The following is a 14,481-nucleotide window of genomic DNA, read 5'->3' as shown; positions in this document are numbered from 1 at the left end:
CTGCATCAGAATGCCAACTCGATATTGGAAACCGTATTATCGATTGCAAAAACAAGGGGCTGGTTGTCACCACGGCCCTCGTTTTTTGAGCGCAACGACAAACGGTGAGCAATTGTTTTCACTACGATGCAGGCATTGCGCCAGCTACACAGGCGCGGAGCCGCGTGTGGGGACGTTTGCGAACGGACGGAACCGGCTCTCCAGACCTTTTTATGGTCCGCATGCCGGCGAAAAAGCCGGTTTCAAGGCCTCATTGATCGCGCATGAAGGCCTGCATCTCCTCGGGCGTCACCTTGCCGTCTTTGTTCGCATCGACCGTCTCGAAGATCCTCTTGTGGATCGTTGTGACTTCGTCGAACGACAGGGCGCCGTCGCCATCAACATCGGCAACGGCAAACATGATCTTCATCATGTGGCCTTGCATCATGTTTTGGCGCATGCCACCCATCATGCCGCGCTGCCTCCCCCCATCATCTCGCCAGGCATCATCTCAGAGTAACCCGGCCGCGCATCTTGTTTCTCGGCGGGGGCTGTTTGAGCCAAGGATGGCGTGGGGCTGTTTGCTAGGAGCGTGGCGCCAATCGCCACATATGCAAGTTTTGCTGTAGTCATGTTCGTTCTCCTTTCGAGAAGCAGGAGATCCGAGGCAAGGCACGGGTTTGCGTCCGCGCTTTGGCGCTCAAGTGCAGTCGTATGAACATGCGACAAACTACCAATAGTGCGGACCGGTTTCCTTGCGCCACGTCAATTGGAGCACGACATTTATCCGATGGGCATGATCGCAGGTTCAAGGATCAAAATTCGCAGACCGCCCCTCCACTCCGACGCAAAGCCGATGCCAAGACCGGCCGACACCAGTGACACCAGCGAGAAGGTGTCGTCACAGGTGTTAAATGACGTCCTATGAAAGATAGCGCTCCTCGAAGTTCTCGGCGCAATAGCGCTCGGCTGTTTAATCGCATTCCGTTCGTCAATGGCGCGCATCAAGGGGCCCGATCGAACACGACGGCCCATAAATGGGCGCTCAGCGAGGCTTGAAACGTCAATGGTGAGGTTGAGAGCTATAATGAGAACGGACATCGATAACTTTGTGGACAGCGTAAGCGGTTCCAACCTCACACGCGACACGGAGCACAGTGCTGACACCGCCGCCTGCGCCCTCCCCCGCAGCGTGCCAAGCTGAGGCTCGCCTGAGATTTTTTGGTGCAGAAGAATAGAAATTATGCCCGGCTGTCGGTCGCAAGTATCGTAAAACTAGTTTGCGGAAATCGATCCGGAACGCGACCAGAGAGCCTACATTGATCGGCATCAAGAATGCCGATGCCAAGTCTGCGTGGCCGCAGCCGCGCTGTCCGTATTATCCGGCGCCTTGGCGCTCGCCGCGACGTCAGCCCAGGTTTCGAAGTACGCTTGCAGTCCTTTGACCAGTATCAATACATTCCGCCTCAGTTGTGGGAGACTTGCTGAACCGGAGGGACGATGATGATCAAACACGTTCTTGTTGCAACAGACGGCTCCGATACGGCTTGGAAGGCCGTGGAGATGGCAGCCAACATCGCAAGGGGTCCGGGCGCGCGCGTTACTATCCTTCACGTCATATTGAACGCCGTGAGGGCCGAGGAAGCAAGCCAACTTGCACGAGCCGAGCATATGGTGCGGCGTGTCTCGGCGATCACGATGCCTGGGCAAGAGCGCGCCCTCTCCTCGAGGCACGATTTATTCAAAAGTTCGCAAGGCGGCATTGGCGAGACGAGGTCGGTGCTCGGAGAACGCATTGTCGAGAATGCGGCGGAACGTGCACGAACTCTTGGCGTCAACGACGTGCACACGCGGGTCGAACCTGGCGACTATGCTGAGACCATTCTCGCCGTAGCGAACGAGATTGGTGCAGACATGATCGTCGTCGGCAGCCGTGGGCTGGGAAGGTTAGCCGGGATGCTGCTTGGAAGCGTCTCGCAGAAGGTCGCACAACAGGCGCTTTGCTCGGTCACGATAGTGCGGTGAACTCACCCGCCAGCGTGAGATCAGCCGTGGACAACACAAATCGCCCTACGGATGTATAGACCTTTGAAGTGTGCTGTCGAAGTCGTGTTTGGACCGGTCGATGACGACGTATTTGCGGGACCTGACCCTCGAGGTTGTTTCATATTACGCTGATTCATGCCGACGAACCCCGGCGGCGGGTCAATGGCCGATCGCCCCGCAGAATCCCCGCTCTGGGGATGAGTCTAGCCTTCTTGCCGGTGCAATGGTTTGCGCAATCGTCGCTCGCCGCGGAGATGCCGGAGGTAGAGTTCGGCGCGCGAAAGATATTCTTCATGCATTTTCTGATGCGTGGCCCGATTAAGGTCCTAGTGCCTTTCGTCATCATCGCAAATGACTGTGACCCGCGCTTTCGACGTCGGATCGCCAGGTGAGCGATCCTTTTCTCGGCCGCCGCACTGGCGATAGCCGGTTTGCTTGGGCGGAGCACGCTGGTGAATTCGAGATCCCATTACCCGTCCTAGCGATGACTACGCGTACGCAACGCGCTCGAAGTCCGTACCCAGCAATTCGACAGAATGACAGGAAACCGACAGGACCAGGCCCTTAGGTTCCGGTGCCTTTCAGCATCCCTCTAGACCTCAAAGCTGCCCATTCAAAAAGGAGAACTCCGCATGCGATACCTCCAGAACACATTTGCCGTCTTTGCCATTGTCTGTCTTGCAACGCCTGCATTCGCCGCAACCATCGTCAAGGTCACAGAGGGTGGCGAAGCTGGTGGTCCGATGACCCTGACTCTCGACCAGTCCACGATCAAGGCCGGCGAGGCGACATTTCTCGTCCACAACGACGCCATTACGGAAGAACATGAGGTAGTACTTGTGAAGCTGAAGTCGGCCGATCAGCAAATTGTGGTTGATGCCGCCAAAGGGCGGGTCGACGAGAAGAAGCTCAAAAGCATGGGCGAAGTTTCCGAGCTGAAGCCAGGTGCCGATGGTCAGTTAAAAGCGAAACTTGCGCCGGGCTCCTACGTACTCCTCTGCAACATCAAGAGCCATTATGAAGCCGGCATGCACGCCATGTTGACGGTGACTAAATAGGACGGTCCCAAGAGCCTCGGGCCGATATCGGGAACGAGACGGCGACGGGCATGGGCCGAGAAAACCGCGCGGGCGCGAACATATCGCCCGTCAGTTCGGTTTTCCGTGAAGGCGGGACGCTTCCGATGCCGTGGTCACAATGCGCAAGGACGCGGACCGGACCAGCGTCTCGACATTCCGATCGGAACATTGAAGAGTATCGAGAAACAAGCAGGACTTAAGCTGAGGTAATGAACATGCGCAATTATATCGGATTGATCCATAAGGATGCCGACAGCGATTACGGCGTGTCCTTTCCCGACTTTCCGGGCCTGATCACCGCCGCACCGACCTCGAGATGCGCGAGCTATGGCCGAAGAAGCCTTGTCTCTACACATTGAAGGGCTAGCCGAAGACGGCGAAGCAATTCCCGAGCCTTCTACACTGGAGGCGGTTGTGGCAGACGCGGAGAACCAGGACGGTGTTGAAATTCTAGTTGGCGTCAGGCGGAAGCCAAAAGAGCCGTTCGCGTAAACATCACCCTGCCAGAAGACGTCCGCCAGGTGCGCGTCGGCTTCCGTCTTGTCAGCGCGCTTGGTGCCTCCAACACCGGAACCGTGACCTATAATCTCGCCTTTGATGCCTCCACGCCCGCCGAGGAGATCGGCGCACTCGTGCGTGACTTCGTGCAGACGCGGCAGAACCTGATCGCATCGACGATCAAGGTGCCGGGGCTGATCGACAGGCGGCAAAACCTGCTTGTGGCTGCCGGAGCGAACGTAATTGAGGGGAATGGTTCCCGCGTTAAGTTTGAAAAAGACGGCATCATTGCGAGTTTCCATCGACCTCATCCGGACAAGGAAGCAAAGCGTTATCAGGTGCGCGATGCTCGCGAGTTCCTGATGCAGATTGGAGTAACGCCATGAATACCATGGCCTACAACGGGTATCACGCTCGCATCGAGTTCGACGCTGACGACGAAGTGTTTTTCGGCAAGATTGCAGGTATTTCCGATGTAATCGGCTTTCACGGTGACAGCGTCGCTGAACTCAAGAAAGCCTTCCATGAGGCAGTCGATGACTATCTCGACACCTGCAAGAAAATCGGCAAAGAGCCTCAGCGGCCCTATTCTGGGAAGATGATTTTTCGGGTCGCTCCGGAGGTCCATCGCCGAGCAGCTCTTGCTGCCGAGCTTTCGGGAAAGAGTCTCAACCAATGGGCAGAAGAGGTGCTGGAAGAAGCCGCCGACCACTTTGCGGAGGCACGCCTATCGGCGTAGTGCCATTGCGCCATCGTGGATCCGTTCACGCATCATCAATCGTCCGATGGATTGGCATTCAGTCGATACATTATGTGGCTTTGGGAGCACAAAACCGGAACCCCGATGATGCTTCGCAAGCCGATTAGAGTTGAATGGCGGGCTCCACGATCGCCATCGTCGCTTCGACGTGGTCACGAGCGGCGCGTTCGGCCTCGTCCTCATCACCCTTGACCAGCGCGTCGAGAATGCGGCGATGCTGCAGGTTGGTTTCCTTAATTTCGGCTTCTGAAAACAGGATGGGTACTCGCAGCATCCAATAATGGAACTGGGTGCGCTCATGGAACTGTCCGAGAAACATGTTCTTAGACGCCGTAACGATGAGCTTGTGGAATTGCGTGTTGAGTGTGTTGAGTTCGCCGCGTGTCAAGGATTCGGCGGGCTCCATGGCCTCGATCAGAAGCGCCAGCGCTTCGAGCTCGCCGGGCTCTGCATGGCGTGCGGCGAGCCTCGCGGTCGCCGCTTCGATGGCGGCGCGGCTTTCGAAGATAGCGTGCACCTGGCTTCGATCGATCGTCTCGACAACCCAACCGCGTTCGCGGCTCAGGAACCCCTCGCCCTGAAGTAGGAGGAGTGCTTCACGCACGGGCGTGCGCCCGACATTCAACCGCTCGCACAGATCATCTTCGACCAGCCTCTGCCCCGGCTTCAGTTCCGCCCCAAGGATCATGCTACGAAGGCGATTGCGAACATCCGAAGCGATGAATTCGCCCGCCGAAGTCTTCCGTGAAACCATTGGTTAAATTCCTTTCAAATCACCAGGCCTGCTTTGGGTGAGGCCGCCTGCCACAGCGCGAGCAAATATATCATTTCGTGTATGGAGCAACGAGCGACGGAATTCAAACACTTACTCGGCACCGAGCTCCAACGAGCGGTGCCGTGCCGCCTCGACAGCGCGCCGAAACAAAACAGCCAAGCCGACTTCCGGGTTCATCAGCACGGAGAGAGCGGCGGCCGTCGTGCCGTGCGCGCTTGTCACCTGCTCACGAAGGACGGCTGGATCGGCACCCGACGCCAATGCCAGCTTCGCCGCGCCGAAGACGGTCTGCTTGGCCAACGTCATGGCGAGGTCCTCTGGCAGGCCAGCCGCGACGCCCGCCGCGCTAAAGGCTTCTAGCAGATGGAAGACATAGGCCGGTCCGGAACCGGACATTGCCGTCACCGCGTCCATCAAGCTCTCGTTTTCGATAAACGCAACGCGGCCAATGGCTGAAAGCAGGCTCAGTGCGAGCGCGCGGTCTGACGAGCGCGCATTCGCGCTTGCGCAGCAGACGACCATGCCTTCGCCGATCGCCGCGGGCGTATTCGGCATGCAGCGGACAATGGCAGGTCCCTCCCCCGCATATTGACGCATGCCATCGATGGTGATGCCGGCAGCGACTGACATTAGCAGTCCGTCTTGGCCGAGAACGGCTCGGCTGTCTGCAACCGCATCGGCGACCGCCTGCGGCTTGGTCGCGATCACCACGACATTTGCCGCTAAATCCACCGGCAGGTCGGACACGGCATCATAGGCTTGCGCGCCGACGCTCTCCGCCCGCTGCCGCAAGCTCTCATTGACTTCGACGACCGCGAAACGATGGCCCTCCATCCCGATCCAGGTTCGCAGCATGGCGAACCCCATATTGCCCGCACCGATAAGCAGAACCTGCGTCATGACAAAGTCCTTTCCGATGGGGTTACGAGCGGCTTGTCCTGCGCTTTGTGCGCCACCAGGCCGCTGGCGATGATCAGCCCTGCACCAATGATCGTCATGCCGTCTGGTATCGCGCCGAAGACGAGGTAGCCGAAACTGACGGCCCAGAGGACGTGGGTGTAGGAAATCGGCGCCAACCGAGAGACGTGTACCTCGGGTCGGCGATAGGCGAAGGCAATGGAGACGTGCGCCGCCAGCCACAGACACGCCATCGCGACCGAAAGGGCGATATCAACGGTCGTCATGGTATGGAGGACGAAGGGCAGCGTGCCAGTCAAAAGCACAAAACCCGTCAGGGCGGAATAGGCAAGTGTCGTCGTCAGGCTGTCGGCGACTACCGCCCTTCGCGTCATGACCAGGGCCGTCGCCCAGCAGGCGGCGGAGGCGATAGAGAAAAGCGCCGCGGGATTGTAGCCGGCAAATCCGGGACGCAGGATGACCAGAACTCCCAGCAAACCGCCAATAAGGCCAACCCACTGCCAGACATGCACTCTCTCCTTGAGTATCAGTACGCAAAGCAGTGTGACCAGGCACGGGGAAATGAAGACAAGCGCCGTCGCTTCGGCCATCGGCTGCAGGCGCAGGGCCGCCACCAGCAAGATCGTTGCACCGGCCATGCCGAGGCCGCGAACGAGTTGTGCTGACGCAAACACACTTCGCGTCGGTCTGCCGAAGCGCAGGCAAATCGCTGCAAGAAAAAAGAGCGCCACCGCATAGCGGAACCAAGCAATCTGCAAGGGATGAAAGGTCATCGATAGATGCTTGGCGATGACGTCTGATGCCGCAAATAGAAACATGGCGGTCAGGCACAGCACGACGCTCTCGCGCCCGCGGAATAGCGCGCGCAAAGCGACTTCGGGGCCCGCGATGGAAAAGATGCGCGCTATCGCCTGTCTCACGATTTTCGGATTTCGAGCACGGTGCCCGCCTTCTCCCGCGTGTCGAAATAGCAAAAGCCCGATCCATCGGTCTTTTTCCCGCGGGCAATCACGCCAAGCCCAAGCGCGCGGCCGTTTGCCTCCGCCGCGTCCCGGTCGGCGACTTCGAAGCCCAGATGGTAGACGCCCTCTCCGCGCTCATCGAGGAACCGCTTTTGTGGGGAGTCCAGCTCACCGGGCTGGCAGAGCTGGAGCTGCACATTGTCGAGGTCGCAGCATTTGTAGCGCATGGCATCCGAAGCCGCTTTGTTGGGCACCTCCAGTTCGACATAGGTGCCCTTCTTCGGATAGTCGAACCAAGGACCGACGCCGAGGCTTTCGTAATAGAAAACCGTCTTCTCCAGGTCGTGGACGAGGATGCAAACGTGATGCAGGTGCTGGAAGATTCCGGTCATGGCGGGCTCCTTATTTCGGAATGCGGACAAGGCTTCGCCGGCGCGGAAATCGCGCAGGCGGATCGGGGAATGGTGAGGTCGGACCGGCAGTGCTTTGGTTTTACGTCCAGAATTGCCCTAGTGCACCGCAGGCAGGAGTCGCGCCAGGAATTGCCGGGCACGGTCACTCTTCGGTGCGGTGAAGAATTCGCTGGACGGCGCGTCTTCGGCGAGACGCCCGCCCTCCATGAAGATCACCCGGTCGGCCACCTCGCGCGCGATGGCCATGTCGTGGGTAGCGATCAGCATCGTCTGGCCCTCCTCCGCCAGCTTGCGGATCGTCTCGACGACTTCCTGAGCGAGTTCCGGGTCGAGCGCGGAGGTCGGCTCGTCGAGCAGCAGAACGCGCGGCTGCATGGCAAGAGCCCGAGCGATGGCGACCCGCTGTTGCTGGCCGCCGGATAGCTCCGAGGGGTAGGCATCCGCCTTGGCCTTAAGCCCGACCTTGGCGAGCAGGTCCATCGCCAGCTTGCCCACTTCTGCCTTCGGCCGTTTTAGCACATGGACTGGTCCGCTCATGACATTCTGGAGCGCCGTCATGTGCTTGAACAGGTTGAAGTGCTGGAACACCATGCCGATCTTCTGCCGCTGGCGGCTGATCTCCGCGTCGGACAGTTCGTAAAGCGCCTGATCGCCCAGCCGGTAGCCGATCAGATCGCCGTGCACGTAGATGCGGCCGGCGGAGATGGTTTCCAGATGGTTGACGCAGCGCAGCAGCGTGGACTTGCCGGCGCCTGAGGGACCGAGCAGCGCCACGACCTCGCCCTGCGGCACGTCGAAGCTGACATCGGTGAAGGCCGAGACGGTTCCCCATTTTTTGGAGACGCCAACCACGGAAACGGCGTGGGAATGTTCGGGTGCGATGCTCATCTTTGCGGGAAAACCTTTTCGAGGACGGTCTGGATCGCTGTCGCGAAGGCGGTCATGACGAGATACCAGAAGGCCGCGACGGCCAGCAGCTCGACGACCTGGAAGTTCGACGAATAGATGTCTGTCGCCACGCGCAAGAGTTCGAGATAGCCAATGGCCGAGGCAAGCGACGACGATTTCAAGAGCATGATGTACTGGTTGCCCGCCGCCGGGATGATTATGCGGCTGGCCTGCGGAATAACGACCTGCGCCAGCACCTGAGGCTGGGTCATGCCGAGCGCGGTCGCCGCCGCCCGCTGGCCCTTGTCGACCGCAAGGATGCCGGCGCGAATGATCTCGCTCATGTAAGCGCCTTCCGCAAGGCTGAGGCCGGCGAGCGCGGCAAGGAAGGGCGTCACGAGTGAGGTCGTCGGCGTCGAGTATAGCGGTTCGGCCATGAAGGGCAGGCCGATGGTGATCGAGGGGAACATGATCGGCACCGCGTTGAACCAGAAGATGAGCTGGATCAGCATCGGCGTGCCGCGGAAGAGATAGACATAGGTCGAGGAGATCGCGACCAGGATGGGGTTGCCGCTCACCCGCATCAGCGCGGCCACGAACCCGATCGCAGTGGCGATGAACAGTGCCAGCGTGCCGAGCATGAGGGCGTTGACCGCCCCCATGACGATGAGCGGATCGAAGATGTAGTCGGCGAAGACGCCGAGGTTGACGATCCGCGCGCGGATAGCCGCATGAACGATCGTCACCACCAGCGCCAGCGCGACGGCGCCGAGGAGCCAGGCTCCCCAGCGGCGTCGATGCACGATCGGGAGCTCCGAGGCAGAAAGACGGTTCGTCATGGCCATGACCCTTCCTCCCCGTCAGCGCTTGCTGGCCGGCAGGTTGACGGTAATTTCCGGCAGCAGGGCGCCGCCAACACCCCACTTGTCCATGATGCTCTTGTAGCCGCCGTCAGCCAGCATTTCCTGTAGCGTCAGCTTCACCGCATCACGAAGGCCGGTGTTGTCCTTGGAAAAACCCCAGGAGGTGATGTAGGGCGTCAGCATGTAGTTACCGCCGACGATGGAGTATTTGCCCGGGAACTGACCACTCATGTAGACGAGTGCGGGAAAGTCACCGAGATAGGCATCGACACGCTTGAGGTCGAGCTGCATGCGGGCATCGGGTGCCGAGGGAAGTTGCTCGGCGCGGATTTCCGCCTCACCCTTGGCCGTGCAGGCGGCGGATGCCTCCTCGACCTTCGCCATGATGACGCGGCTGCCGAGCAGTGTAGCGACGGACTTGCCGCAGAAATCCGCGATGGTCTTGTACTTGTCCGCATCCTCGGTGCGCACCATGGCCGAGCCGCCGGACAACATGTAGTTCACGAAATCGAGCTTCTGCTCGCGCTCTTCGGTGTCACTGATTCCGCCGGAGGCGACGTCGAAGCGCTTGGCTTCGATACCGGGAATGAGGGCCGCATACTCGGCCTGCACATACTCGAGCTTCAGCTCGAGACGCTTGGCGATCTCGTGCAGGAGATCGGAGCTAGCGCCCGTCACCTCGCTTGCGCCCGGCTCACGGAATTCGATCGGCGGAAAGGTCTGCTGCGATCCTACAGTGATCTTGCCTGCCTGGCGAACGGCCTCGGGCACGAGCTTCGCCCCCGCCCCGGCCTGCGCGGCGCCGGCGACGACCGCCGTCATCGCAGCCGCCAGTACAAACGTGCGGATGATCCCATGTTTCATTGCGTTACCCCTGTCATTGTTGATCTTGTTTGCAGTCCGCATGGAAAGGCGGCGGCGGCAACTGGCGCCGCCGCCGCGGTTGTCAGCGCGTATCGGCGCCCTTGCCCGGCACCTTCGACGGGTTCGGCCGGTCGGCGCGCGGGCATTCGGCAGCATTGTCGAAGACCGCCTGAACCTTTGCGATGTATTCCGGCGAGAAGTTCCACTGCTTCATGCCGGCCGGGATGTGCTCCCAGTAAAAGTTCGGCGGACGCATGGCGATGCCCGGCCGGATCAGGCGATAGGTCCAGCAATCGTATTGCTTGCCGTCCTCGCCGTAGACCGTCATACAGCAGCGCTCGAAGTCGTCGTAATCCTCCTGGAAATGCGTCTCGTCATGTTCGAAGACGACGCCATAGGCGCGCTCGCCCCAGGCATCCGCCGTGTTGAGGAAATGGCACCAGCCTCGGTCAGTGCGATCGCCTGCGGCGTGGAAGCGCAGCGCATGGTTGGCCGCATAGGCCTTGGTGACCGGCTTTGCCTCCGGCATGAAACGAGAGACCTCGATGTCGTGCAGCCATGTGCAATAGGCGAAGTAGTACATAAAAACCTCTTCCATGGGGCGGTGGAAACTGCGCCCATTTTTGTTGCGTTGCATCGGAGATCGCCGTTGGCCACGTCTCCATATATGGTTTCGTATATGAAGAAATATGCGTGGTCAAGACACCCCTCGGCTGCGATCATTCGAAAGGAGCGAGAGCATGATCAGAATAATGGATAGCCACGCCTACCCGGGCTGCCCGGTCGTTGCCGAGGCATTGCCGCAGGATGGGCCCGTGCATGTGGAGTTCAGCGACGGAGAGGTGGCAGGCGCCCGCGTCGAGCGCCTGGACGAGGGTCGGATCGCACTGAGGATCGACGCCTACAGGACCGGCAAGGGAACGGCGATCGCGCAAAAATCGTGGCTGCTGGAAAACCGGGGCGAGGATCGCTGGCGCGTCAGCCGCCGGCTCGACCGGGACTGACGGCGATTGGTAGGGCGTCAGGCCGGCTGACGCCCCGAGATTTTTACCGAAAGGGCGACGAGGCCGAGCGAGACGAGGAAGATCAGCGTGCCGACCACGGCGATCTGCGGCGGCAGCTCGCGGCGCATCAGGCCGTAGAGCCAGGTCGGGAACATGGTCGTTCCACCGGCGGTGAAGTTGGTTAGCACGAAATCGTCGAGCGAGATCGCGAAGACCAGCAGCGCGCCGGAGAGGATGCCCGGCAGGATGATCGGCAGCCAGATTGTGCGGAATACGGTGAAACCGCAGGCGCCGAGATCGCGCGCGGCATGTTCGAGCGTGACGCCGGCGCCGATGACGCGGGAGCGCACATTGATAATCACGAAGCTGAGACCCAGCGTCGTGTGCGCGGCGATGACGCTCGGAAACCCGAGCGGATAGAAGAGACCGCCCGTCAGGGTTTTCAGGAAGGGGATCGTCGCCGTGGCCACGAAGAGGATCAGCATGCCCGCGCCGAGCACCACTTCCGGGGTCGCGAGCGGAATGAAGGTGAGGCCCGAGACCGCGCCGCGCCCGATAAATTGCCGCCGGCCCAACGCAAAACCGACCGGCGTGCCAAGAAGCGCCGCAAGCAGCGCCGAGACCGCCGCCACGATAAGGCTGTTGCCGAGCGCCATCCCGAGCTGCGGCACGGCGAAAGGGCTGCGCCACGCCGCAAGCGAGAAGGTGCCGAGCTCGTAGTTGAAGCGCCCACCGGGATCGTTGAAGGAAAAGACGATCATCGTGACGACGGGCGCGAACATGAAGACCAGCGCCAGCCCGATCACAAGCTTGACAGCCCATCCTTCCCGCGTGTTGGTGGTGCTAGACGACATCGAGAAGCTCCGTACCGCGGATCAGACGCAGGAGAAGGGTGAGCAACATCATCGCGGCGACCAGCAGCGTGGCTGAAAGCGCGGCTGCCCCGGCATAGTCCAGTTCCACCAGGAACTTCGCCTGGATGACGTTGCCGAGCATCTGCGTGCGGATATCGCCGAGAAGGGCGGCGTTAACATAGTCGCCGAGCGCCGGAATGAACGACAGGACCGCCGCAGCGACAAAGCCATTGCGGCTGAGCGGGAAGACGATTAGCGCGAACCGCTCCGTCATCGTGACGCCGATGGTGCCGCCGAGAACCGTCCCGGCAAGCACGAACAGCACCGGCCCCAGCGCGACAAAGCCACCCCAGCCAAAAAAGACGAACGCCAGCAACAGGCCGATCGAAAACCCGCCAGCCGCACCGAGGATAGCACCCGTTCGGCCACACCGCTGCGAGTAGAGATCGTCGGCGGCCGCGCAGAGCGTGCGATCAACCCGGTTGAAAGCCGTGTAGAGCGGCAGCAACACGAAGGGCACGAGCTGGTAGGTGAGGCCCGCCACCACGGCGAAGGGCGTTCCGAGGATCCGTACTTCAAGGCCCGTGAACTGCTGGAGCGGACCGAAGAGCGGGCCATTGGTCCCGAGCAGGGTCTGCCAAGCGACGATACGAATGAGGTAGCTCGTGAGGAACGGCGCAAAGAAGGCGAAGAGCAGCACGGTCTTCCAACGCCTGCCGTAGAACGAAATGCCATAAGCGACCGGCATGGCGATCGCGAAGGCGAGGAGCGTCGCCGATAGGCCGATCAGCACCGAATTGAGCAGATTGTTCCAGTAGAAGGGAATGGAATCCACGTAGTTGGCAATCGACCAGCCGGTTGCCGTCAGCGCGAAGGGATCGGCACTGAACGACATGCGCAGGATATAGACGAGCGGCACGACCAAAAGGGCCGCGAGCCAGAAGAGCGTCGGCAACATTTCCGGCCAGCCGGCGCGCACCCCGAAAGAGCGCACCGGCCGACCGGCGTCTTGGGCGGAGGTTACCTTAGCCACTGATCATCTGCGTCCATGTTCGGGCGATCTGGGCACGTTCGCGCTGATCCCAGGGCGCCGGATAGGGGAACAGCCGGTCGAGCACATCGGCGGGCGGAAAGATTAGTGGATTGGCGGCAAGGGCGGGATCGAGCTTCGCAAGCTCTTCCTTGACGCCGACGGCATAGGGATATTGCAGCGTGTAGCGACAGAAGCTCGCGGCATTTTCCGGCCGGAACCACCAGTCGATGAAGGCGAGCGCCGCCTCCAGGTTCGCCGCACCCTTCGGAATGCCGAGCCGGTCGACATAGGCGGGGGCGCCTTCGTTCGGCACGGCGAAGCCGACCTTTTTCGGATCGAGCTGCGAGATGTTGACGGGCGGCGCCATGGCGGCGATGAGATCGCCGTTCGATAGCTTCTGCCCCGCATTCTCCCCCTGCGCCGGCAACAGCTGCCCGCTTTCGATATGCGGTTTCAGGAAAGCCAGAACTTCCATGGCTTCTTCGAGCGTCATCTCGGCGGGAACGTTGTCGACCTTGCCCTCCGACTTGAGGTAGAGCCCCCAGGCCGCGACATTGACGACGGGCGTGGCATAGAGGCCGACCTTGCCCTTTACTGCCGGATCGAGCAGTTGGCCCCAGGATTGCAGCCCCTCTTTGAAATGGGCACGGTTGAAGGCAAGGCCGACGGGCGCGAAGTCGAAGGGGATCGCCACGTCAGCATGCTTTACCGATCTGAGGCTCGGCAGCAGGTTCTTCTGCACGTTCGGAAGCGCTCCGGGATCGAGCGGCTCGAGCCAGCCGTTCTCCGCATAGAAGGACGTATAGGCGCTGGAGATGCAGAGCACGTCGTAGCCGATCGGTAGGCCGGCGGTGAACTGCGGGCGCACACTCGCAAAAAACTGGTCGGCATCGGAGATGACCTCGCGATAGTCGACCGTGATGCCCGTTGCTTCCTTAAATCGGGCGATATCGGCCGGGTCGCATTCGCCAGCATTGGCGGCCCAGACGATGGTGCTCTCCGCGGCACGGGCCGCGGAGAAGGGAATGGCGAACCGGCCACCCATCACGCCCGCTCCGGCGAGGATGAGCTTGAGGGCCTGCCGGCGATTGGCCGTGAAGCGATAACTGTTCATGGACGTTCCCCTTTTATGGTCGGTGATACTGTCAGTCGCGCACGTGGATGAAGATCTTGCGGATCGGGCCGGGCTGTTCCCAGCTTCCCTCGTCCTCCTCGTTGTAGATGAGCAGGTCGCCGGAATTGGCGACATGGGCTCGGCCATGCTGGTCAGTCACCGTCACGTCGCCCTCGATGACGAAGTCGAAGCACTGGCCGGTGCCCAGTAAGTCGCCGAAGTCGGCGTCGCGGCGCCAGAGGCCGACCGTCACGCGGCCATCGTCCGATTTCCAAACGGAGGCGTGCTGGCCGATCGGATTGCCCGGCGTGCGGTCGCCCGGCATGTCGCCGTAATCGTGCCAGTCGTTAGCCGGATCGGCGAACTTGATGACCTGGACGCCGCTCTTTGCGGCGGTGTCGTTGGTGTTGTCCTTTGGCATAGTGTTCCTC

At 60.8% G+C, this 14,481-nt stretch carries 18 protein-coding genes and 2 pseudogenes; 6 read left to right on the top strand and 14 right to left on the bottom strand.

The window, feature by feature from the left end; all coding sequences use genetic code 11:
* Positions 1–250: 250 nt before the first annotated feature.
* Both J3R84_RS39175 and J3R84_RS39170 read right to left on the bottom strand, forming a co-directional pair.
* Complete coding sequence (locus tag J3R84_RS39175; protein ID WP_225906513.1) at positions 251–400, bottom strand: EF-hand domain-containing protein; 150 nt, start codon at positions 398–400, stop codon at positions 251–253.
* Positions 401–804: 404 nt separating this feature from the next.
* Positions 805–946, bottom strand: a pseudogene (locus J3R84_RS39170) (LysR family transcriptional regulator); the annotation flags it as partial.
* Between the two features lie 536 nt (positions 947–1,482).
* Here J3R84_RS39170 and J3R84_RS31655 point away from each other — a divergent pair.
* The 5 genes and pseudogenes from J3R84_RS31655 to J3R84_RS31635 all read left to right on the top strand — a co-directional run bounded on the left by J3R84_RS31655 (position 1,483) and on the right by J3R84_RS31635 (position 4,341).
* Complete coding sequence (locus tag J3R84_RS31655) at positions 1,483–2,004, top strand: universal stress protein (RefSeq protein WP_057207939.1); 522 nt, start codon at positions 1,483–1,485, stop codon at positions 2,002–2,004.
* A gap of 653 nt (positions 2,005–2,657) precedes the next feature.
* The gene (locus J3R84_RS31650; RefSeq protein WP_057207904.1) at positions 2,658–3,083 is read left to right on the top strand and encodes a plastocyanin/azurin family copper-binding protein; all 426 of its coding nucleotides are present in this window, start codon (positions 2,658–2,660) and stop codon (positions 3,081–3,083) included.
* 236 nt (positions 3,084–3,319) lie between these two features.
* Positions 3,320–3,619 (top strand): annotated as a pseudogene (locus J3R84_RS31645) (type II toxin-antitoxin system HicB family antitoxin); the annotation flags it as partial.
* A 147-nt stretch (positions 3,620–3,766) separates the two neighbouring features.
* The gene (locus J3R84_RS31640; RefSeq protein WP_225968608.1) at positions 3,767–3,988 is read left to right on the top strand and encodes a type II toxin-antitoxin system HicA family toxin; all 222 of its coding nucleotides are present in this window, start codon (positions 3,767–3,769) and stop codon (positions 3,986–3,988) included.
* On the top strand, positions 3,985–4,341 hold the full coding sequence (locus J3R84_RS31635) for a type II toxin-antitoxin system HicB family antitoxin (protein WP_203529699.1): 357 nt from the start codon (positions 3,985–3,987) through the stop codon (positions 4,339–4,341). The genes J3R84_RS31640 and J3R84_RS31635 overlap by 4 nt, the downstream gene beginning before the upstream one ends.
* Positions 4,342–4,465: 124 nt before the next feature.
* On the opposite strand, the gene J3R84_RS31630 is transcribed toward J3R84_RS31635, so the two are convergent.
* The 8 genes from J3R84_RS31630 to J3R84_RS31595 all read right to left on the bottom strand — a co-directional run bounded on the left by J3R84_RS31630 (position 4,466) and on the right by J3R84_RS31595 (position 10,682).
* Positions 4,466–5,116 (bottom strand): GntR family transcriptional regulator, encoded by a 651-nt coding sequence (locus J3R84_RS31630; protein WP_203529697.1) that lies wholly within the window; start codon positions 5,114–5,116, stop codon positions 4,466–4,468.
* 111 nt (positions 5,117–5,227) lie between these two features.
* Complete coding sequence (gene proC, locus J3R84_RS31625) at positions 5,228–6,037, bottom strand: pyrroline-5-carboxylate reductase (RefSeq protein WP_057207898.1); 810 nt, start codon at positions 6,035–6,037, stop codon at positions 5,228–5,230.
* Entirely contained in the window at positions 6,034–6,975 is a 942-nt protein-coding gene (locus J3R84_RS31620) for a DMT family transporter (RefSeq protein ID WP_057207896.1), read from the bottom strand. The genes proC and J3R84_RS31620 overlap by 4 nt, the downstream gene beginning before the upstream one ends.
* Positions 6,972–7,409, bottom strand: coding sequence for a VOC family protein (locus tag J3R84_RS31615; RefSeq protein ID WP_057207894.1), 438 nt, complete (start codon positions 7,407–7,409; stop codon positions 6,972–6,974). The genes J3R84_RS31620 and J3R84_RS31615 overlap by 4 nt, the downstream gene beginning before the upstream one ends.
* A 117-nt stretch (positions 7,410–7,526) precedes the next feature.
* Entirely contained in the window at positions 7,527–8,318 is a 792-nt protein-coding gene (locus tag J3R84_RS31610) for an amino acid ABC transporter ATP-binding protein (RefSeq protein ID WP_057207892.1), read from the bottom strand.
* Complete coding sequence (locus J3R84_RS31605; RefSeq protein WP_057207890.1) at positions 8,315–9,163, bottom strand: amino acid ABC transporter permease; 849 nt, start codon at positions 9,161–9,163, stop codon at positions 8,315–8,317. The genes J3R84_RS31610 and J3R84_RS31605 overlap by 4 nt, the downstream gene beginning before the upstream one ends.
* Positions 9,164–9,178: 15 nt before the next feature.
* Positions 9,179–10,045 carry an ABC transporter substrate-binding protein gene (locus J3R84_RS31600; protein WP_203529695.1) on the bottom strand — a complete coding sequence of 289 codons (867 nt, stop codon included), beginning with the start codon at positions 10,043–10,045 and terminating at the stop codon, positions 9,179–9,181.
* A gap of 82 nt (positions 10,046–10,127) precedes the next feature.
* On the bottom strand, positions 10,128–10,682 hold the full coding sequence (locus J3R84_RS31595; protein WP_225906512.1) for a gamma-glutamylcyclotransferase family protein: 555 nt from the start codon (positions 10,680–10,682) through the stop codon (positions 10,128–10,130).
* A 103-nt stretch (positions 10,683–10,785) separates the two neighbouring features.
* On the opposite strand from J3R84_RS31595, the gene J3R84_RS31590 reads away from it, so the two are divergent.
* Positions 10,786–11,049, top strand: a complete 264-nt coding sequence (locus J3R84_RS31590) for a hypothetical protein (protein WP_063963294.1) — start codon at positions 10,786–10,788, stop codon at positions 11,047–11,049.
* Positions 11,050–11,066: 17 nt separating this feature from the next.
* Here the strand turns inward: J3R84_RS31590 and J3R84_RS31585 are convergent, their stop codons facing one another.
* From J3R84_RS31585 to J3R84_RS31570, 4 genes are read right to left on the bottom strand one after another with little or no spacing between them, the layout of a single operon-like run.
* Complete coding sequence (locus tag J3R84_RS31585; protein ID WP_203529693.1) at positions 11,067–11,855, bottom strand: ABC transporter permease; 789 nt, start codon at positions 11,853–11,855, stop codon at positions 11,067–11,069.
* A gap of 37 nt (positions 11,856–11,892) precedes the next feature.
* A complete protein-coding gene (locus J3R84_RS31580; RefSeq protein WP_057207881.1) occupies positions 11,893–12,936 on the bottom strand; it encodes an ABC transporter permease in 1,044 nt (347 codons plus the stop codon).
* The gene (locus J3R84_RS31575) at positions 12,929–14,050 is read right to left on the bottom strand and encodes an ABC transporter substrate-binding protein (RefSeq protein WP_057207879.1); all 1,122 of its coding nucleotides are present in this window, start codon (positions 14,048–14,050) and stop codon (positions 12,929–12,931) included. The genes J3R84_RS31580 and J3R84_RS31575 overlap by 8 nt, the downstream gene beginning before the upstream one ends.
* Positions 14,051–14,081: 31 nt before the next feature.
* On the bottom strand, positions 14,082–14,471 hold the full coding sequence (locus J3R84_RS31570) for a cupin domain-containing protein (protein ID WP_057207877.1): 390 nt from the start codon (positions 14,469–14,471) through the stop codon (positions 14,082–14,084).
* Between the last annotated feature and the right edge of the window lie 10 nt (positions 14,472–14,481).

The sequence above is a fragment of the Ensifer canadensis genome, assembly GCF_017488845.2.
GTDB classification, from domain to species: domain Bacteria; phylum Pseudomonadota; class Alphaproteobacteria; order Rhizobiales; family Rhizobiaceae; genus Ensifer; species Ensifer canadensis.
This window is presented reverse-complemented; position numbering and strand designations above follow the sequence as displayed.